This window comes from Streptomyces gamaensis (assembly GCF_042656465.1).
In the GTDB taxonomy this organism is placed as follows: Bacteria; Actinomycetota; Actinomycetes; order Streptomycetales; family Streptomycetaceae; genus Streptomyces; species Streptomyces gamaensis.
Genome location: NZ_JBHSPB010000028.1, coordinates 1 through 14,841, shown reverse-complemented (window position 1 = coordinate 14,841; position 14,841 = coordinate 1). Strand labels below are relative to the sequence as shown.

9 protein-coding genes are annotated in these 14,841 nt (G+C 69.6%); 5 read left to right on the top strand and 4 right to left on the bottom strand.

The features are described 5' to 3' along the window. Positions 1-45 precede the first annotated feature (45 nt). The 3 genes from ACFP1Z_RS30190 to ACFP1Z_RS30180 form a co-directional block, all read right to left on the bottom strand. Complete coding sequence (locus ACFP1Z_RS30190; protein ID WP_390320896.1) at positions 46-1,575, bottom strand: helix-turn-helix domain-containing protein; 1,530 nt, start codon at positions 1,573-1,575, stop codon at positions 46-48. A gap of 161 nt (positions 1,576-1,736) precedes the next feature. After that, positions 1,737-2,888 carry an RNA polymerase sigma factor gene (locus tag ACFP1Z_RS30185; RefSeq protein ID WP_390320895.1) on the bottom strand — a complete coding sequence of 384 codons (1,152 nt, stop codon included), beginning with the start codon at positions 2,886-2,888 and terminating at the stop codon, positions 1,737-1,739. A 22-nt stretch (positions 2,889-2,910) separates the two neighbouring features. Next, the gene (locus ACFP1Z_RS30180; protein ID WP_390320894.1) at positions 2,911-3,318 is read right to left on the bottom strand and encodes a YciI family protein; all 408 of its coding nucleotides are present in this window, start codon (positions 3,316-3,318) and stop codon (positions 2,911-2,913) included. A 310-nt stretch (positions 3,319-3,628) separates the two neighbouring features. On the opposite strand from ACFP1Z_RS30180, the gene acnA reads away from it, so the two are divergent. Continuing rightward, positions 3,629-6,358: an aconitate hydratase AcnA gene (acnA, locus tag ACFP1Z_RS30175; RefSeq protein WP_390320893.1), complete on the top strand. Its 2,730-nt coding sequence runs from the start codon at positions 3,629-3,631 to the stop codon at positions 6,356-6,358. A gap of 62 nt (positions 6,359-6,420) precedes the next feature. Here the strand turns inward: acnA and ACFP1Z_RS30170 are convergent, their stop codons facing one another. Further along, positions 6,421-10,308, bottom strand: a complete 3,888-nt coding sequence (locus ACFP1Z_RS30170) for a GH92 family glycosyl hydrolase (protein WP_390320892.1) — start codon at positions 10,306-10,308, stop codon at positions 6,421-6,423. Between the two features lie 374 nt (positions 10,309-10,682). Here ACFP1Z_RS30170 and ngcE point away from each other — a divergent pair, with 374 nt between their 5' ends. The 4 genes from ngcE to ACFP1Z_RS30150 all read left to right on the top strand — a co-directional run. After that, positions 10,683-12,113, top strand: a complete 1,431-nt coding sequence (gene ngcE / locus ACFP1Z_RS30165) for an N-acetylglucosamine/diacetylchitobiose ABC transporter substrate-binding protein (RefSeq protein WP_390320891.1) — start codon at positions 10,683-10,685, stop codon at positions 12,111-12,113. A gap of 76 nt (positions 12,114-12,189) precedes the next feature. Continuing rightward, a complete protein-coding gene (locus ACFP1Z_RS30160; protein ID WP_390320890.1) occupies positions 12,190-13,107 on the top strand; it encodes a carbohydrate ABC transporter permease in 918 nt (305 codons plus the stop codon). Next, complete coding sequence (locus ACFP1Z_RS30155; RefSeq protein ID WP_390320889.1) at positions 13,107-14,024, top strand: carbohydrate ABC transporter permease; 918 nt, start codon at positions 13,107-13,109, stop codon at positions 14,022-14,024. Before ACFP1Z_RS30160 ends, ACFP1Z_RS30155 begins: the two co-directional genes overlap by 1 nt. A gap of 67 nt (positions 14,025-14,091) precedes the next feature. Next, on the top strand, positions 14,092-14,841 hold a 750-nt coding region (locus ACFP1Z_RS30150), incomplete at its 3' end, for an IS630 family transposase (protein WP_390320888.1).

The window sequence follows — 14,841 nt, the reverse complement described above, 5'->3', positions numbered from 1 at the left end:
GCCAGGGGCCTCGCGCCGGCGGCTCGGATGCCGCTCGGATGTCGCTCAGATGTCGCGGAAGATCTCGATCTGCGCGCCGATCGTGTTGAGCCGCTCCGCGAGGTCCTCGTAACCCCGGTTGATGACATAGACGTTGCGCAGCACCGAGGTCCCCTCGGCCGCCATCATCGCCAGCAGCACCACCACCGCGGGCCGCAGGGCCGGCGGGCACATCATCTCCGCGGACCGCCAGCGCGTCGGGCCCTCGACGAGCACCCGGTGCGGGTCGAGGAGCTTGACGTCCGCGCCGAGCCGGTTGAGGTCGGTGAGGTAGATGGCGCGGTTGTCGTAGACCCAGTCGTGGATGAGGGTCTGACCCTGCGCGGCGGCCGCGATGGCCGCGAAGAAGGGCACGTTGTCGATGTTGAGCCCCGGGAACGGCATCGGGTGGATCTTGTCGATCGGCGCGCGCAGCTTCGAGGGCCGCACGGTCAGATCCAGCAGCCGGGTACGGCCGTTGTCCGCCGGGTACTCCGCGCTGCGCTCGTGGTCCAGGCCCATCTCCTCCAGCACCGCGAGCTCGATCTCCAGGAACTCCACCGGCACCCGCCGGATCGTCAGTTCCGACTCCGTCACCACGGCCGCCGCCAGCAGGCTCATGGCCTCCACCGGGTCCTCGGACGGCGCGTAGTCCACGTCGCGGTCGATGGCGGCCACGCCGTGCACGGTCAGGGTCGTGGTGCCGATGCCCTCGACCTTCACGCCCAGCTCCTCCAGGAAGAAGCACAGGTCCTGGACCATGTAGTTGGAGCTGGCGTTGCGGATGACGGTCACCCCGTCGTGGCGGGCGGCCGCGAGGAGCGCGTTCTCGGTGACGGTGTCGCCGCGCTCGGTCAGCACAATCGCCCGGGTGGGTGCGACCGAACGGTCGACCTGCGCGTGGTACGTGCCGTCCGTGGCCGTGATCTCCAGGCCGAAGTGGCGCAGCGCCGTCATGTGCGGCTGCACGGTACGGGTGCCCAGGTCGCAGCCGCCCGCGTACGGGATCTTGAAGTGGTCCATGCGGTGCAGCAGCGGGCCGAGGAACATGATGACGCTGCGGGTGCGCCGGGCGGCCTCGGTGTCCATCGCCGCCAGGTCCAGCTCGGCGGGGGGCACGATCTCCAGGTCGTTGCCGTCGTTGATCCAGCGCGCCCTGACCCCGATGGAGCCGAGCACCTCCAGGATCCGGTAGACCTCCTCGATGCGCGCGACGCGGCGCAGCGTCGTGCGCCCCGCGTTGAGCAGAGAGGCGCACAGCAGCGCCACGCACGCGTTCTTGCTGGTCTTGACGTCGATGGCACCCGAGAGCCGGCGGCCGCCGACCACGCGCAGATGCATGGGACCCGCGTACCCGAGGGAGACGATCTCGCTGTCCAGCGCCTCACCGATGCGAGCGATCATATCAAGGCTGATGTTCTGATTGCCCCGCTCGATACGGTTGACGGCGCTCTGGCTGGTGCCGAGCGCTTCCGCGAGCTGGGACTGGGTCCAGCCTCGATGCTGTCGAGCGTCACGGATGAGCTTCCCGATACGGGCGAGGTAAGCGTCTGTCATGTGTCAGACGTTATCTCAGATATGAGATTTATTCTCCAGCGCCTTGTGGCCAAAGTTGCGGGCCGCCGTGCGCCGGTGCAGTGCCCGCTCCTTCCTTTCCGGTGTACCGCATGGCGCCCGCGCGCGCAGCGCGTCCGCGTCCGTTCCCCATGGATGAGTAGTCATGGACGAGTACGTCCCGCTCGGTTGAGCCGGGCGGCCTGGCGGGTCAGGTGGTCGCGCTCGGCGAGGTTGGGTGCCTTGTGGGCCGCCTCGGCGTACAGCCGTGCCGCCGTCGCCGTGTCGCCGTCGCGTTCGTGGAGGTACGCCGCCACCGCGGTGTGGCGGGGCAGTGAGGCGTCCAGTCCCGCGAGCGCCGCCAGGCCGGCGCGCGGTCCGTCGGCCTCCCCGACGGCGACCGCGCGGTTGAGCCGGACGATGGGGCTGTCGGTCAGGCGCGCGAGCTCGTCGTACCACTCGACGATCTGCGCCCAGTCGGTCTCCTCGGCGGTGGGCGCGTCCGCGTGGAGTGCCGCGATGGCGGCCTGGGCCTGGAACTCGCCCAGCCGGTCGCGGGCGAGGGCCGACTGGAGGATCCCGACGCCCTCGGCGATCAACGCGGTGTCCCAGCGGCCGCGGTCCTGCTCGGCGAGCGGCACCAGGCTGCCGTCGGCCGCGGTCCGGGCGGCACGCCGGGCGTGGTGGAGGAGCATGAGGGCGAGCAGCCCCGCCGCCTCGGGGTGGTCGACGGCGGCCGCGAGCTGCCGGGTGAGCCGGACGGCCTCGGCGGCGAGGTCGACTTCGCCGGAATAGCCCTCGTTGAAGACCAGGTAGAGGACGCGCAGCACGGTGGCGACATCGCCGGGCCGGTCGAATCGCGCGCCGGCCACGGTGCGCTTGGCCCGGCTGATGCGTTGCGCCATGGTCGGCTCGGGCACCAGATACGCCCGGGCGATCTGACGGGTGGTCAGCCCGCCGACGGCGCGCAGCGTGAGGGCGACCGCGGATGCCGGGGTCAGCGACGGGTGGGCGCACAGGAAGTAGAGCTGGAGCGTGTCGTCCACCGCGGGCGCGGGCCCGGGCGGCGGCTCCTCCTCGGCGCGGTCCTCACGCCGGCGGCGGGCGGCGTCCGAGCGGGCCGCGTCGAGGAACTTGCGCCAGGCCACGGTGACCAGCCAGCCCTTCGCGTCCCGCGGCCGGTCCGCCGGCCAGACGCGGACCGCCTCGACGAGGGCGTCCTGCACGGCGTCCTCGGCCGCCGCGAAGTCGGCTCCGCGGCGGACGAGGGCGGTGATGACGTCCGGGGTGAGGCTCCTGAGGAGGGCCTCGTCCATCGGTGATGTCACTTCGTGGATGTCACTCGGTGATGGTGGGCGGCGAGGTCAGCAACGGGCGTACCTCCAGCCACTCGTGGATCGGCTTGCCGCCCGCCCCGGGGGCGGCCGACAGCTCCCCGGCCAGCTCGACGGCCCGCTCGTGGCTGTCGACGTCGATGACCATGAAGCCGGCGATGAGGTCCTTGGTCTCGGCGAACGGTCCGTCGGTGACCGGCGGGCGCCCTTCGCCGTCGTAGCGCACCCACGCCCCCTCGGGAGCGAGCGCCTGCCCGTCGACGAACTCGCCGGTCTTCTCCAGCCGCGCCGCGAAGTCGTGCATGAACTGCACGTGCGCCGAGATCTCCTCGGGGCTCCACTGGTCCATCGGCACGTCGTTGACCGGAGCCGGGGCGCCCCGATAGTGCTTCAGCAGCAGGTACTTCGCCATGGCGGTTCTCCTCCGTACAGGGTGCGACCCATTGTGGTCGCGTTCACTGCGGGGACGGAGCCGGTCGCGGATTCTCGACATCGCCGTCCGAAGAACGCCCGGCCTTCACTGCCACGGATCGGGGGCAGCAGGGCATGACCCGGTCGCGGCGATGTACTACAGTTATCTCGACATCGAGATATCTGCCGAGAGGCGTACCGCTGCCGCGCCAGTAAGGCTTGCCTAACTAAGGCACACCTTAGCGGATGGGGGCGGCGTCGGGGCGGCAGGATTGCCGCAGTACGCGATTTCATGCATGAAGGAGACTGCCGTGTCGGCGAACAGCTTCGACGCCCGCAGCACGCTGCAGGTGGGCGACGAGTCGTACGAAATCTTCCGGCTGGACAAGGTCGAGGGCTCCGCGCGCCTGCCGTACAGCCTGAAGGTGCTGCTGGAGAACCTGCTCCGCACCGAGGACGGCGCCAACATCACCGCCGACCACATCCGGGCGCTGGGCAACTGGGACTCCCAGGCCCAGCCCAGCCAGGAGATCCAGTTCACGCCGGCCCGCGTGATCATGCAGGACTTCACCGGTGTGCCCTGCGTCGTCGACCTCGCCACCATGCGTGAGGCCGTCAAGGAGCTCGGCGGCGACCCGGCGAAGATCAACCCGCTGGCCCCGGCCGAGCTGGTCATCGACCACTCCGTCATCGCCGACCGGTTCGGCACCAAGGACTCCTTCGCGCAGAACGTGGAGCTGGAGTACGGCCGCAACAAGGAGCGTTACCAGTTCCTGCGCTGGGGCCAGACCGCCTTCGACGAGTTCAAGGTCGTCCCGCCGGGCACCGGCATCGTCCACCAGGTCAACATCGAGCACCTGGCGCGCACGGTCATGGTCCGGGGCGGCCAGGCGTACCCCGACACCCTCGTCGGCACCGACTCGCACACCACGATGGTCAACGGCCTCGGCGTGCTGGGCTGGGGCGTCGGCGGCATCGAGGCCGAGGCCGCGATGCTCGGCCAGCCGGTCTCCATGCTCATCCCGCGCGTCGTCGGCTTCAAGCTGACCGGCCAGCTGCCGACCGGTACCACCGCCACCGACCTCGTCCTCACGATCACCGAGATGCTGCGCAAGCACGGCGTCGTCGGCAAGTTCGTGGAGTTCTACGGCGAGGGCGTCGCCGCGACCTCGCTCGCCAACCGCGCCACCATCGGCAACATGTCGCCGGAGTTCGGCTCCACCGCCGCGATCTTCCCGATCGACGGCGAGACCCTCAACTACCTGCGCCTGACCGGCCGCAGCGAGCAGCAGGTCGCGCTCGTCGAGGCCTACGCCAAGGAGCAGGGCCTGTGGCTGGACCCGGCCGCCGAGCCGGACTTCTCCGAGAAGCTGGAGCTCGACCTCTCCACGGTCGTCCCCTCCATCGCCGGCCCCAAGCGCCCGCAGGACCGTATCGTCCTCGCCGACGCCAAGGCCCAGTTCGAGCGTGACGTCCTCAACTACGTCGCCACCGCGGACGAGGCGGGCGAGGAGTCCTTCCCGGCCTCCGACGCCCCGGCCGTCCACCCCAACGGCGGGCCCTCGAACCCCGTCACCGTCACCGCCCCCGACGGCACGACGTACGAGATCGACCACGGCGCCGTCACCGTCGCCGCGATCACCTCCTGCACCAACACCTCGAACCCCTACGTCATGGTCGCCGCCGCGCTGGTGGCCAAGAAGGCGGTCGAGAAGGGCCTGTCCCGCAAGCCCTGGGTCAAGACCACCCTGGCCCCCGGCTCCAAGGTCGTCACCGACTACTTCGACAAGGCGGGCCTGACCCCCTACCTCGACAAGGTCGGCTTCAACCTCGTCGGTTACGGCTGCACCACCTGCATCGGCAACTCCGGCCCGCTGCCGGAGGAGGTCTCCAAGGCCGTCAACGACCACGACCTCGCGGTCACCTCGGTGCTCTCCGGCAACCGCAACTTCGAGGGCCGGATCAACCCCGACGTCAAGATGAACTACCTGGCGTCCCCGCCGCTGGTCGTCGCCTACGCCATCGCCGGCTCCATGCGCATGGACATCACCCGCGACGCGCTCGGCACCGACACCGACGGCAACCCGGTCCACCTCAAGGACATCTGGCCCACCGAGGCCGAGGTCAACGACGTCGTCGCCAACGCCATCGGCGAGGACATGTTCAACAAGTCCTACAGCGACGTCTTCGCGGGCGACGCCCAGTGGCAGGCCCTGCCGATCCCGACCGGCAACACCTTCGAGTGGGACGCCGAGTCCACCTACGTCCGCAAGCCCCCGTACTTCGAGGGCATGCAGATGGAGCCGGCCCCCGTCACCGACATCGCCGGCGCCCGCGTCCTGGCCAAGCTGGGCGACTCCGTCACCACCGACCACATCTCCCCGGCCGGTGCCATCAAGGCCGACACCCCGGCCGGCCAGTACCTCACGGAGCACGGCGTCGCCCGCCGCGACTTCAACAGCTACGGCTCCCGCCGCGGCAACCACGAGGTCATGATCCGCGGTACGTTCGCCAACATCCGTCTGCGCAACCAGATCGCGCCGGGCACCGAGGGCGGCTACACCCGCGACTTCACGAAGGCCGCGACTGCTGACGCGGCTCCCGTCTCCTTCATCTACGACGCTTCGCAGAACTACCAGGCCGCCGGCGTCCCGCTGGTCGTCCTGGCCGGCAAGGAGTACGGCTCCGGCTCCTCCCGCGACTGGGCCGCCAAGGGCACCGCGCTCCTCGGCGTCAAGGCCGTCATCGCCGAGTCCTACGAGCGCATCCACCGCTCCAACCTCATCGGCATGGGCGTGCTGCCGCTGCAGTTCCCCGAGGGCGCCTCGGCCGAGTCCCTCGGCCTGACCGGCGAGGAGACCTTCGCCATCGCCGGCGTCACCGAGCTCAACGAGGGCCGCACCCCGCGCACCGTGAAGGTCACCACCGACACGGGCGTGGAGTTCGACGCGGTCGTCCGCATCGACACCCCCGGTGAGGCGGACTACTACCGCAACGGCGGCATCATGCAGTACGTGCTCCGTTCCCTGATCCGCAAGTAAGGGACCGCACCGAGCCGTCGGCCAGGGCCGCACCCCGCGCGGGGTGCGGCCCTGCCGCGTCCTCACGACGACGGCGCGCCCAGCAGCTCGACCTCCGCCAGCGTCGCCGCACCGCCCGCCGGCACCAGCCGGTAGTGGCGGTACGCGCCGGGGGAGCCGGCGGCGAAGACCCGCGTCTGCCGGTCCCACCCGAACGACTCGCCCCCGCGCCGGTCCACCTCGCGCCAGCGCTCCCCGTCGGCCGAGCCGTACAGGACCCAGCCGCGCGGCGCCCCGGCCCGGTCGGCCGAAGTGAGCGTGTAGGACGTGACGGGCGCACCCGACGGCACCGCGAAGTCCACCGCGGTGAACGTGGCCGATGTCGCCGAGGAGTTGTCGGTCAGCGCCGAGGTGCCCGGTTCGGCCAGATCGACGAGCGGCGAGGGCACCTTGTCGTCCCGGGTGACCGACGACGGCCCGTCGTGCTCACCGCTGCCCCAGGCCGAGGGGCGAGGCCCCATCGCGAACTCCAGTGTGCCGCCGGCCGCCACCAGCGCGTGCGGCAGCGCCGTCGAGGCCCACGGCCTGCCATTGACCTTCAGGCCCTGCACATAGATGTTGCGGGCGCTGTTGCGGGGCGCCTTGACCACCAGGTCGCGGCCGTTCTCCAGGTGCACGGTGGCCTCGGTGAACAGCGGGGAGCCGACCGCGTACTCGCCGCCGCCCATCACCAGCGGATACAGGCCCAGCGCGCTGAAGACCCACCACGCCGACATCTCGCCGTTGTCCTCGTCCCCGGGATACCCCTGGCCGATCTCGCTGCCGAGATACAGCCGGGAGAGGACCTCACGCACCTTCTCCTGCGTCTTCCAGGGCTGCCCGGCCGCGTCGTACAGATAGGCGATGTGGTGCGAGGGCTGGTTGCTGTGCCCGTACATGCCCATCCGCACGTCCCGCGCCTCGGTCATCTCGTGGATCACACCGCCGTAGGACCCGGCGAACTCGGGCGCCCCCGTCTCGGGGGTCGAGAAGAACGCGTCGAGTTTCCTCGCCAGACCCGCGCGGCCGCCGTAGAGGTTCGCCAGCCCCCGGGTGTCCTGCACGGCCGTGAAGGCCATGTTCCAGGCGTTGGTCTCCGTGTAGTCGTGGCCCCACACGCGCGGGTCGAACTCCCCGGGCGTAAGCCGCCAGTCGCCGTGCTCGTCGCGTCCCTGGAAGAAGCCCACGCGGGTGTCGAAGAGCTTGACGTAATTCAGGGAGCGGTTCAGGAAATACTCCGACTCCTCCCGGTAACGGGCCTTGTGCGTCCGCGCGTACAGCGCCTCGCCCATCCTGGCCAGCCCGAAGTCGTTGAGATAGCCCTCCAGTGCCCAGGACAGGCCCTCGCGCGTCGCCGTGCTCGTGTACCCGAGGAACACGGAGGTCTCCGTGCCCTTGCGGCCCACGCCGGGGCCGCCGGGCACCACGGTCGCGTTCTTCAGCGCGGCCTCGTACGCGGCCTCCGCGTCGAAGCGCACCCCCTTGACGTACGCGTCGGCGAAAGCGACGTCCGAACTCGTGCCGTCCATCAGATCGGCGTAACCGGGCGAGGACCAGCGGGAGATCCACCCGCCGTCCTTGTAGTGCTGCACGAAACCGTCGACGAGCCGGCCCGCCCGGCCCGGGGCGAACAGGGCGTACGCGGGCCAGGTGGTGCGATAGGTGTCCCAGAAGCCGTTGTTGACGTACACCTCGCCGTCGACCACGCGCGCCCCGGTGCGCGTCGGGGTGTCCGCACCCGCGCGCGGCGAGAACGGGCTCGCGTACCGCGGGCGCGGCCGCTCGCGCGAACCGGTGTTCTCGAAGCCGGAGTTGGGATACAGGTAGAGGCGGTACAGGTTCGAGTAGAGGGTCGTCAGCTGGTCCGCGGTCGCGCCCTTGACCTCGATACGGCCCAGCAGCGCGTCCCACGCGGCGCGCGCCCGCTCGCGCACGGCCGTGAAGGAGGTGCCGTCGGGGATCTCCTGGGCGAGGTTGGCCTTCGCCTGCTCGACGCTGATCAAGGAGGTGGCGATCCGCAGGGTGACCGTACGGTCCCGGGGCGGCGCGAAGCGCAGGAAACGGGTCACGTCGGGGCCCCCGCCGCCCGGCGGCCGGCCCGCCGCGACGACCGGCGCGTCGAAGACGCCGTGCACGAACAGCCGCCCGGCGCCGGTGGACAGCCCGCTCCTGACGTCTGAATAGCCGCTGAAGGAACGGGACTTCGCGTCGACGGTCACCCCTCCGGCGTTGGTCACGTTGTCGAGGAAGACCCCGGCGTTCCTCCCCGGGAAGGTGAAACGCATCATCGCGGTGTGGTCGCCGGGCGCGATCTCGGCCTTGAGGCCACTGGTGAAGGTGACGCCGTAGTAGTGCGGTCTGGCGGTCTCGTCGGAGTGCCGGAAGGGGAGGGCACGCGCGGCGCGCGCGGCGTCGGGGGCGCCGCGCTCGCCGTCGGGCGCGGCCGTGGGCATGACCTGGAAGGTCTGCCGGTCGCCCATCCAGGGGCTCGGCTCGTGGCTCGCGCTGAAGGCCTGCACGGTGGGGAGGTTGTCGGCGTTGTTGGCGGCCGCGTAACGGTAGAGCCAGTCCGTCGCCCCGGCGTCGGTCACCGGGGTCCAGAAGGTGAAGCCGTGCGGGAGCGCGGTGGCGGGGAAGGTGTTGCCGCGCGAGAAGGCGGGGCCGGAGTGGGTGCCCCGGGTGGTCAGGGCGCGGTCGGCCGGATGCGCCGGAGGGCGCTCCTCGCGCGCGGGCGCGAGGGAGATGTCGTCCACCCAGCCGCGGAAGGAGGCGGGACCGGCGGGGGAGTCGTAGGCGACGAGTACCCGGGCGACGGTCCTGCCCGCCGCGACGGCGCCGATCCGAGACTCCTTGTGGTTCCACTGGTTGACGTAGAGCGTCTTGGAGTCGGCCTGTCCCCGTGGGGTCAGCGCGGCGCCGTGCTGATCGACCGCGCCCAGCTCACTGAGGTACGTGCCGTCGGTGAAGGCGAGATCCACGGCGATGTGCGTGGCCGGATAACGAGGGTCCGGCTCGGTCATGGACGGGAAGACCTTGTACGACAGGGTGGTGCGCGGCGTCACCGCGACCCGTACGTCGAAGACCTTGGCGGTGGCGAAGGCGCGGCCCCCGGTCAGATGGCGGCCGCCGTAGCGCAGCGCGTGGGTGCCGGTGAAGCCCGCGTGGGCCCTGGCCGTGGGGGAGGAGGCCGGGCCGTGGTCGACGTGGCTGCGCATGGCCTTCGGGGGCGGGGGTCCCGTCTCCGCGGTCGCCAGCTGCACTTCGGCGAGCTGGGTGGCGGGCTCTCCGTGGTTGCGGGATATCTCCAGCCGGTAGTGCCGGAAGGGGGAGGAGGCGGGGAAGGAGAACACGCGGGTCTGGAAGCGCCGGGCGAAGTCCTGGCCCGTGCGCGTGTCGAGGACGGTCCAACTCCGGCCGTCCGGGGAGCCCTTGAGCGTCCAGTCCCGGGGGTCACGTCCGGGCGCGTCGTCGGCGGAGGTCAGCGCGTAGCGTACGGCCCGTACCGGCTCGGACAGTTCGAATTCCAGCCAGGCCGAGTCCGCGAGGACCAGCCATTTGGTGCCGGGGTCGCCGTCGACGAGGTTCTCCTTGACCTCCCCCGACGCCGCGTTCTCCCCGCTGGCCCGCACGGCGGTGACCTTGTCCGTGACGCTGCCGGGGATGCCGTCGGCGTCCCCGCCGTCGACGCCGGAGGAGCGCGGACGGCCATCGGGGCCGGTCTCGGGCGTGTCGCTCCAGTCGGGCCGCGGCTCGCCGGGCTCGAAGGAGGAGCCGAAGCGCTCGGCGGGCGCGGCCGCCACGGACGGGGTGGCCTGCGGGATATGAGGGAGCGTCAGCAGGAGCGTTGTCGCGAGCAGTGCCACGGTCCGGGGGAGCGTGCGCGGGCGGTGCCGTCCGGACCGCGGGGATCCCGATCGCTGTCGCAGCCGCATCTCAAGCCTCTCGACGAACGGACTGACAACGTTGTCACGTGTGTCGCGCAGAGACCAAGTACGGCGCGAGGGGCGGCCGGTGTCAAGAGCGGTATCGAATCGAGAAAGACTGGTGGCCGAATCGGCTTACGATCTTGCCCAGTTGATGCGGGGTGGACTATACCTGTCGGCGTCCGGGGCGGCCGTGAGCCCGCCGCGGCGGACCCGGGGGGAGCGGCGTACGGGGACGCCGTGGCGCATTCGCCGGCCCGGCGCGCACGCCCAGCACACCAGGCTTCACACGACCCGCGGTAATCGGGCCCTTCGTCGATGGCCACCTCGCAAGGGAAAGACCGGTACACCGCCTGAGTCCGTCAGAAGGCGAGGACTTGAGCATGGGATCCAGCTCGGCAATCGGCAGGCGCGACCTGATCAGGCGGGCGGCGGCGGTGGGGCTGCTCACGGTGCCCTCGGCGGGAGTGCTCAGCGCCTGCGCGAGCGGCGGCAGCGGCGGCGACAAGCAGGTGGACAAGGGGAAGAAGAGCGAGCGGAATCCGCTCGGCGTCAATGAGACCGCGCCGCTCGACGTCGTCATCTTCGACGGCGGATTCGGCCAGCAGTACGCGAAGGACGCCGAGGCCGAGTACAAGGCCGCCCACCCGGGCGCCGCCATCAAGCACTCGGCCACCCCGGACATCCAGCCCCAGGTCCAGCCCCGTTTCAACGGCGGCACCCCGCCCGACCTCATCGACAACTCCGGTGCCAAACAAATGGACATGGGCACCCTCGTCGCCAAGAAACAGCTGACGGACCTCAACGCGCTGCTCGACGCCCCCTCCCTGGACGACCCGGCCAAGAAGGTACGCGACACCCTGCGCCCCGGAGTCGTCGAGATGGGCCGGTTCGACGGCCAGGAGACGTGGATCCTGTACTACGCCTACAGCGTCTACGGCGTGTGGTATTCGCGGACCAATCTCGAAAAGCTCGACGCGAAGTACCCCGAGACCTGGGACGAGATGCTCGCCCTGTGCGAGAAGGCGAAGAAGAAGGGCATCGCCGGCTGGACCTATCCGGGCAAGTACCCCTACTACCTCCCCTTCAGTCTCTACCCGTTCATCGCCAAGATCGGCGGCCGGGAGGTCCTCGACCGGATCGACAACCTGGAGCCCAACGCCTGGAAGGACCCGGCGGTCAAGGCCGCTTTCGAGGCGTACTACGAGCTGTACAAGAAGGGCTACATCCTCCAGGGCACGCCCGGCCTGACCCATATCGAGTCGCAGACCGCCTGGAACGAGGGCAAGGCGCTGTTCATCCCCAACGGTTCCTGGGTGGAGAACGAGGCGCAGAAGACCACCCCCGCCGATTTCAGGATGGCCGTCGGAGCCCCCTCCAGCCTGGACGCCGCCCGCGACAAGATGCCCTTCGGCACGATCTGGGCCTGCGGCGGCGAGCCGTTCATCGTCCCGAGGAACGCGAAGAACCCGCAGGGCGGCATGGAGCTGCTGCGCATCATGCTCGGCAAGAAGTCCAGCCAGAACTTCATCAAACGGGTCTCCTCGCTCACCTCGTTCCACGGCGGCACCGAGGGACTGAGCCTGCCGCCGGGCCTGTCCTCCTGCGAGGAGGCCCTCGCCAAGGCCGGGCAGAACATCGTCAACCCCCGTATCCAGGACTGGTACGTCGGCCTGGAGAAGGAGAAGATCGGGGTCGCGGCGCTCGGCGAGATGATGGCCGGCCGTATGACCCCCGACGAGGCCATCACGACGATCCAGAAGTTCGCCGACCAGACCCGCGCGGACGACTCGGTCAAGAAGTACAGGCACTAGTCCCAGGAGCACCGGCGCCCGGCGAAGGCGCCGGTCCGGGCGCGGCAACGTGGCGGCAGATCGGGGTCGAAAGAGCATGCGGCACGGCAAGTACCGGTTCATCGTGGGGTTCCTGGCCCTGCCCCTGGCGATCTACGCGATCTTCGTGATCTCGCCGTTCGTCCAGGCCATCTACTACTCCTTCACGGACTGGACGGGGCTGAGCCCCGACTTCTCCGTGGTCGGGTTCGGCAACTACCGCAAGATGGTCCAGGACGACGTCTTCTGGAAGGCCGTGGGCCACAATGTCCTGCTGCTGCTCATCCTGCCCCTGATCACGCTCGGGCTCGGCCTGTTCTTCGCCTTCATGCTCAACGTCGGCGGCCGCGGCGGAAAACGGGCGGCCGTCGCGGGCGTACGCGGCTCGGGCCTGTACAAGGTCGTGTACTTCTTCCCGCAGGTCCTGTCCATCGCGATCGTCGCCCTGCTCTTCCAGTTCGCCTACAACCCCAACAGCGGGGCCCTCAACTCCTTTCTCAGCGGCATCGGCCTGGACTCGGTGCGGCCCAACTGGCTGGGCGATCCCGGGCTCGCGCTGTGGTGCGTCATGGCGGTGATGGTGTGGAGCAACGTCGGCTTCTACGTCGTGCTCTTCTCGGCGGGCATGGCCAGTATCCCCAAGGACTTCTACGAGGCCGCGCTGCTGGACGGCGCGGGCCGCGCCCAGACCTTCTTCCGCGTCACCCTGCCCCTGCTGTGGGACACCGTGCAGACCGGCTGGGTCTACATGGGCATCATGGCCCTCGACGGATTCGCCGTCGTGCAGATCATGACGGTGGGCCCCGGCGGCCCGGCCTATTCGACCGAGGTGCTGTCCTACTTCCTCTACACCAAGGCCTTCCGTGACGGACAGGCCGGATACGCCACGACCCTCGGGGTCGCCCTGCTCATCGTCACCATGATCTTCGCGGGCATCGTCATGAAGCTCGGCCGGCGCGAACGGCTGGAGTACTGATGGCGCACACCACGCAGCACCAGCCGTCCGCCGACCGGGGAGCAAGCGCAGTGACCGTGCACACAGACAGCCCGCGCGAGCGCCGTGGCGAGGGCAGGGTCCTCAATGTCGTCTCGCACGTCGTGCTCGTCGTGTGGGGTCTCATGGTCACCATGCCGCTGCTGTGGGCGGTGATGAGTTCCTTCAAGGACGACAGGTCCATCTTCACCTCGCCCTGGGCGCTGCCGTCCGCGCTCCATTTCGACAACTGGTCGCGCGCCTGGTCCCAGGCGCACATGGGCGAGTACTTCCTCAACTCCGTCATTGTCGTGGCCGGTTCGCTGTTCGGCACGATGCTGCTCGGTTCGATGGCGGCCTATGTGCTCGCCCGCTTCGAATTCCCCGGGAACCGCTTCGTCTACTACCTGTTCGTGGGCGGCATGAGCTTCCCGGTCATCCTGGCGCTGGTCCCGCTGTTCTTCGTCATGAAGAACATGCAGCTGCTGGACACCTACCACGGGCTGATCCTCGTCTACATCGCCTATTCGCTGCCGTTCACGGTGTTCTTCCTGTGCGGCTTCTTCCGTACGCTGCCGACCTCCGTCGCGGAGGCGGCGATCATCGACGGCGCCTCGCACACCCGTACCTTCTTCCAGGTCATGCTTCCCATGGCCCGGCCCGGACTGATCAGCGTCGGAATCTTCAACTTCCTCGGCCAGTGGAACCAGTACCTGTTGCCGGCCGTCCTCAATGTCGGTGACGAGCACAAGAAGCTGCTGCCGCAAGGGCTGGTGTGGCTCGCCGCGACGCAGGGATACAAAGGCGACTGGTCGGGGCTGTTCGCGGGACTGGTCATCGCGATGCTGCCGGTGCTCGCCGCCTACATCGTCTTCCAGCGGCAGGTGCAGAGCGGGCTCACGGCGGGCGCGCTGAAATAGCGCGGAGGACTAGTGTCTCGTGATCCTTGCAGTGTCACTTGAGGCTCCCTGTCTCGTTGAGCCTGACGTGAACCTCCGCCCCTCCCTTGAACAAGCGGAAGATTTGCGGGAGTTGTTGGCCTCTCGCAGTGTTTCGGCCGATGTGGCCCTGCGTGCGCGGATCGTGCTCTGGTCCAGTGAAGGACGGCGCCGGAAGGACATAGCCGAACTCCTCGGGATCTCGGCGCGGACGGTGGACCGCTGCAAGGTCCGGTATGCCGAGCGGGGCCTGGCCGGCCTGGAGGACAGGCCCCGCCGGCGAGGGCGTGAGCAGGTCCCGCCACGGACACGGGCGCGCGTGATTGCACTGACCAGGATGTCGCCGCCGGCCGGCACCGGGCTTTCGCACTGGTCGACGCGGACACTGGCCGACTACCTCAGGCGGCATGAAGGTATCTCGGTGTCCTGGCATTACATCGCCCGTGTCTGGCGCGAGGAGAATCTCAGGCCGCACCGGTCGGGTACCTTCAAGCTTTCGAAGGATCCCGCGTTCGCGGACAAGGTCGCCGATGTCGTCGGCCTGTATCTGGATCCTCCCGGCGGCGCGGTGGTGCTGTCGGTGGATGAGAAGACGCAGATGCAGGCGCTGGACCGGACCCAGCCACTGCTGCCGGTGACGTTCGCGGCGGGCGAGAAGCGCACAGCCGATTACGTGCGGCACGGCACCACGAACCTGTTCGCCGCCCTGAACGTCGCCACCGGCGAGGTGCTCGGCGAGTGCAGGCCGGACCGGAACGCTGCGAACTTCCTCGCCTTCCTGAAGAAGGCGGTGAAGCCC

Excerpts from the sequence above, each read along its gene's own strand:
- ACFP1Z_RS30190 (WP_390320896.1), bottom strand. The coding sequence starts at position 1,575 with ATGACAGACGCTTACCTCGCCCGTATCGGGAAGCTCATCCGTGACGCT.
- ACFP1Z_RS30185 (WP_390320895.1), bottom strand. The coding sequence starts at position 2,888 with ATGGACGAGGCCCTCCTCAGGAGCCTCACCCCGGACGTCATCACCGCC.
- ACFP1Z_RS30180 (WP_390320894.1), bottom strand. The coding sequence starts at position 3,318 with ATGGCGAAGTACCTGCTGCTGAAGCACTATCGGGGCGCCCCGGCTCCG.
- ACFP1Z_RS30170 (WP_390320892.1), bottom strand. The coding sequence starts at position 10,308 with ATGCGGCTGCGACAGCGATCGGGATCCCCGCGGTCCGGACGGCACCGC.
- ngcE (WP_390320891.1), top strand. The coding sequence starts at position 10,683 with ATGGGATCCAGCTCGGCAATCGGCAGGCGCGACCTGATCAGGCGGGCG.
- ACFP1Z_RS30160 (WP_390320890.1), top strand. The coding sequence starts at position 12,190 with ATGCGGCACGGCAAGTACCGGTTCATCGTGGGGTTCCTGGCCCTGCCC.
- ACFP1Z_RS30155 (WP_390320889.1), top strand. The coding sequence starts at position 13,107 with ATGGCGCACACCACGCAGCACCAGCCGTCCGCCGACCGGGGAGCAAGC.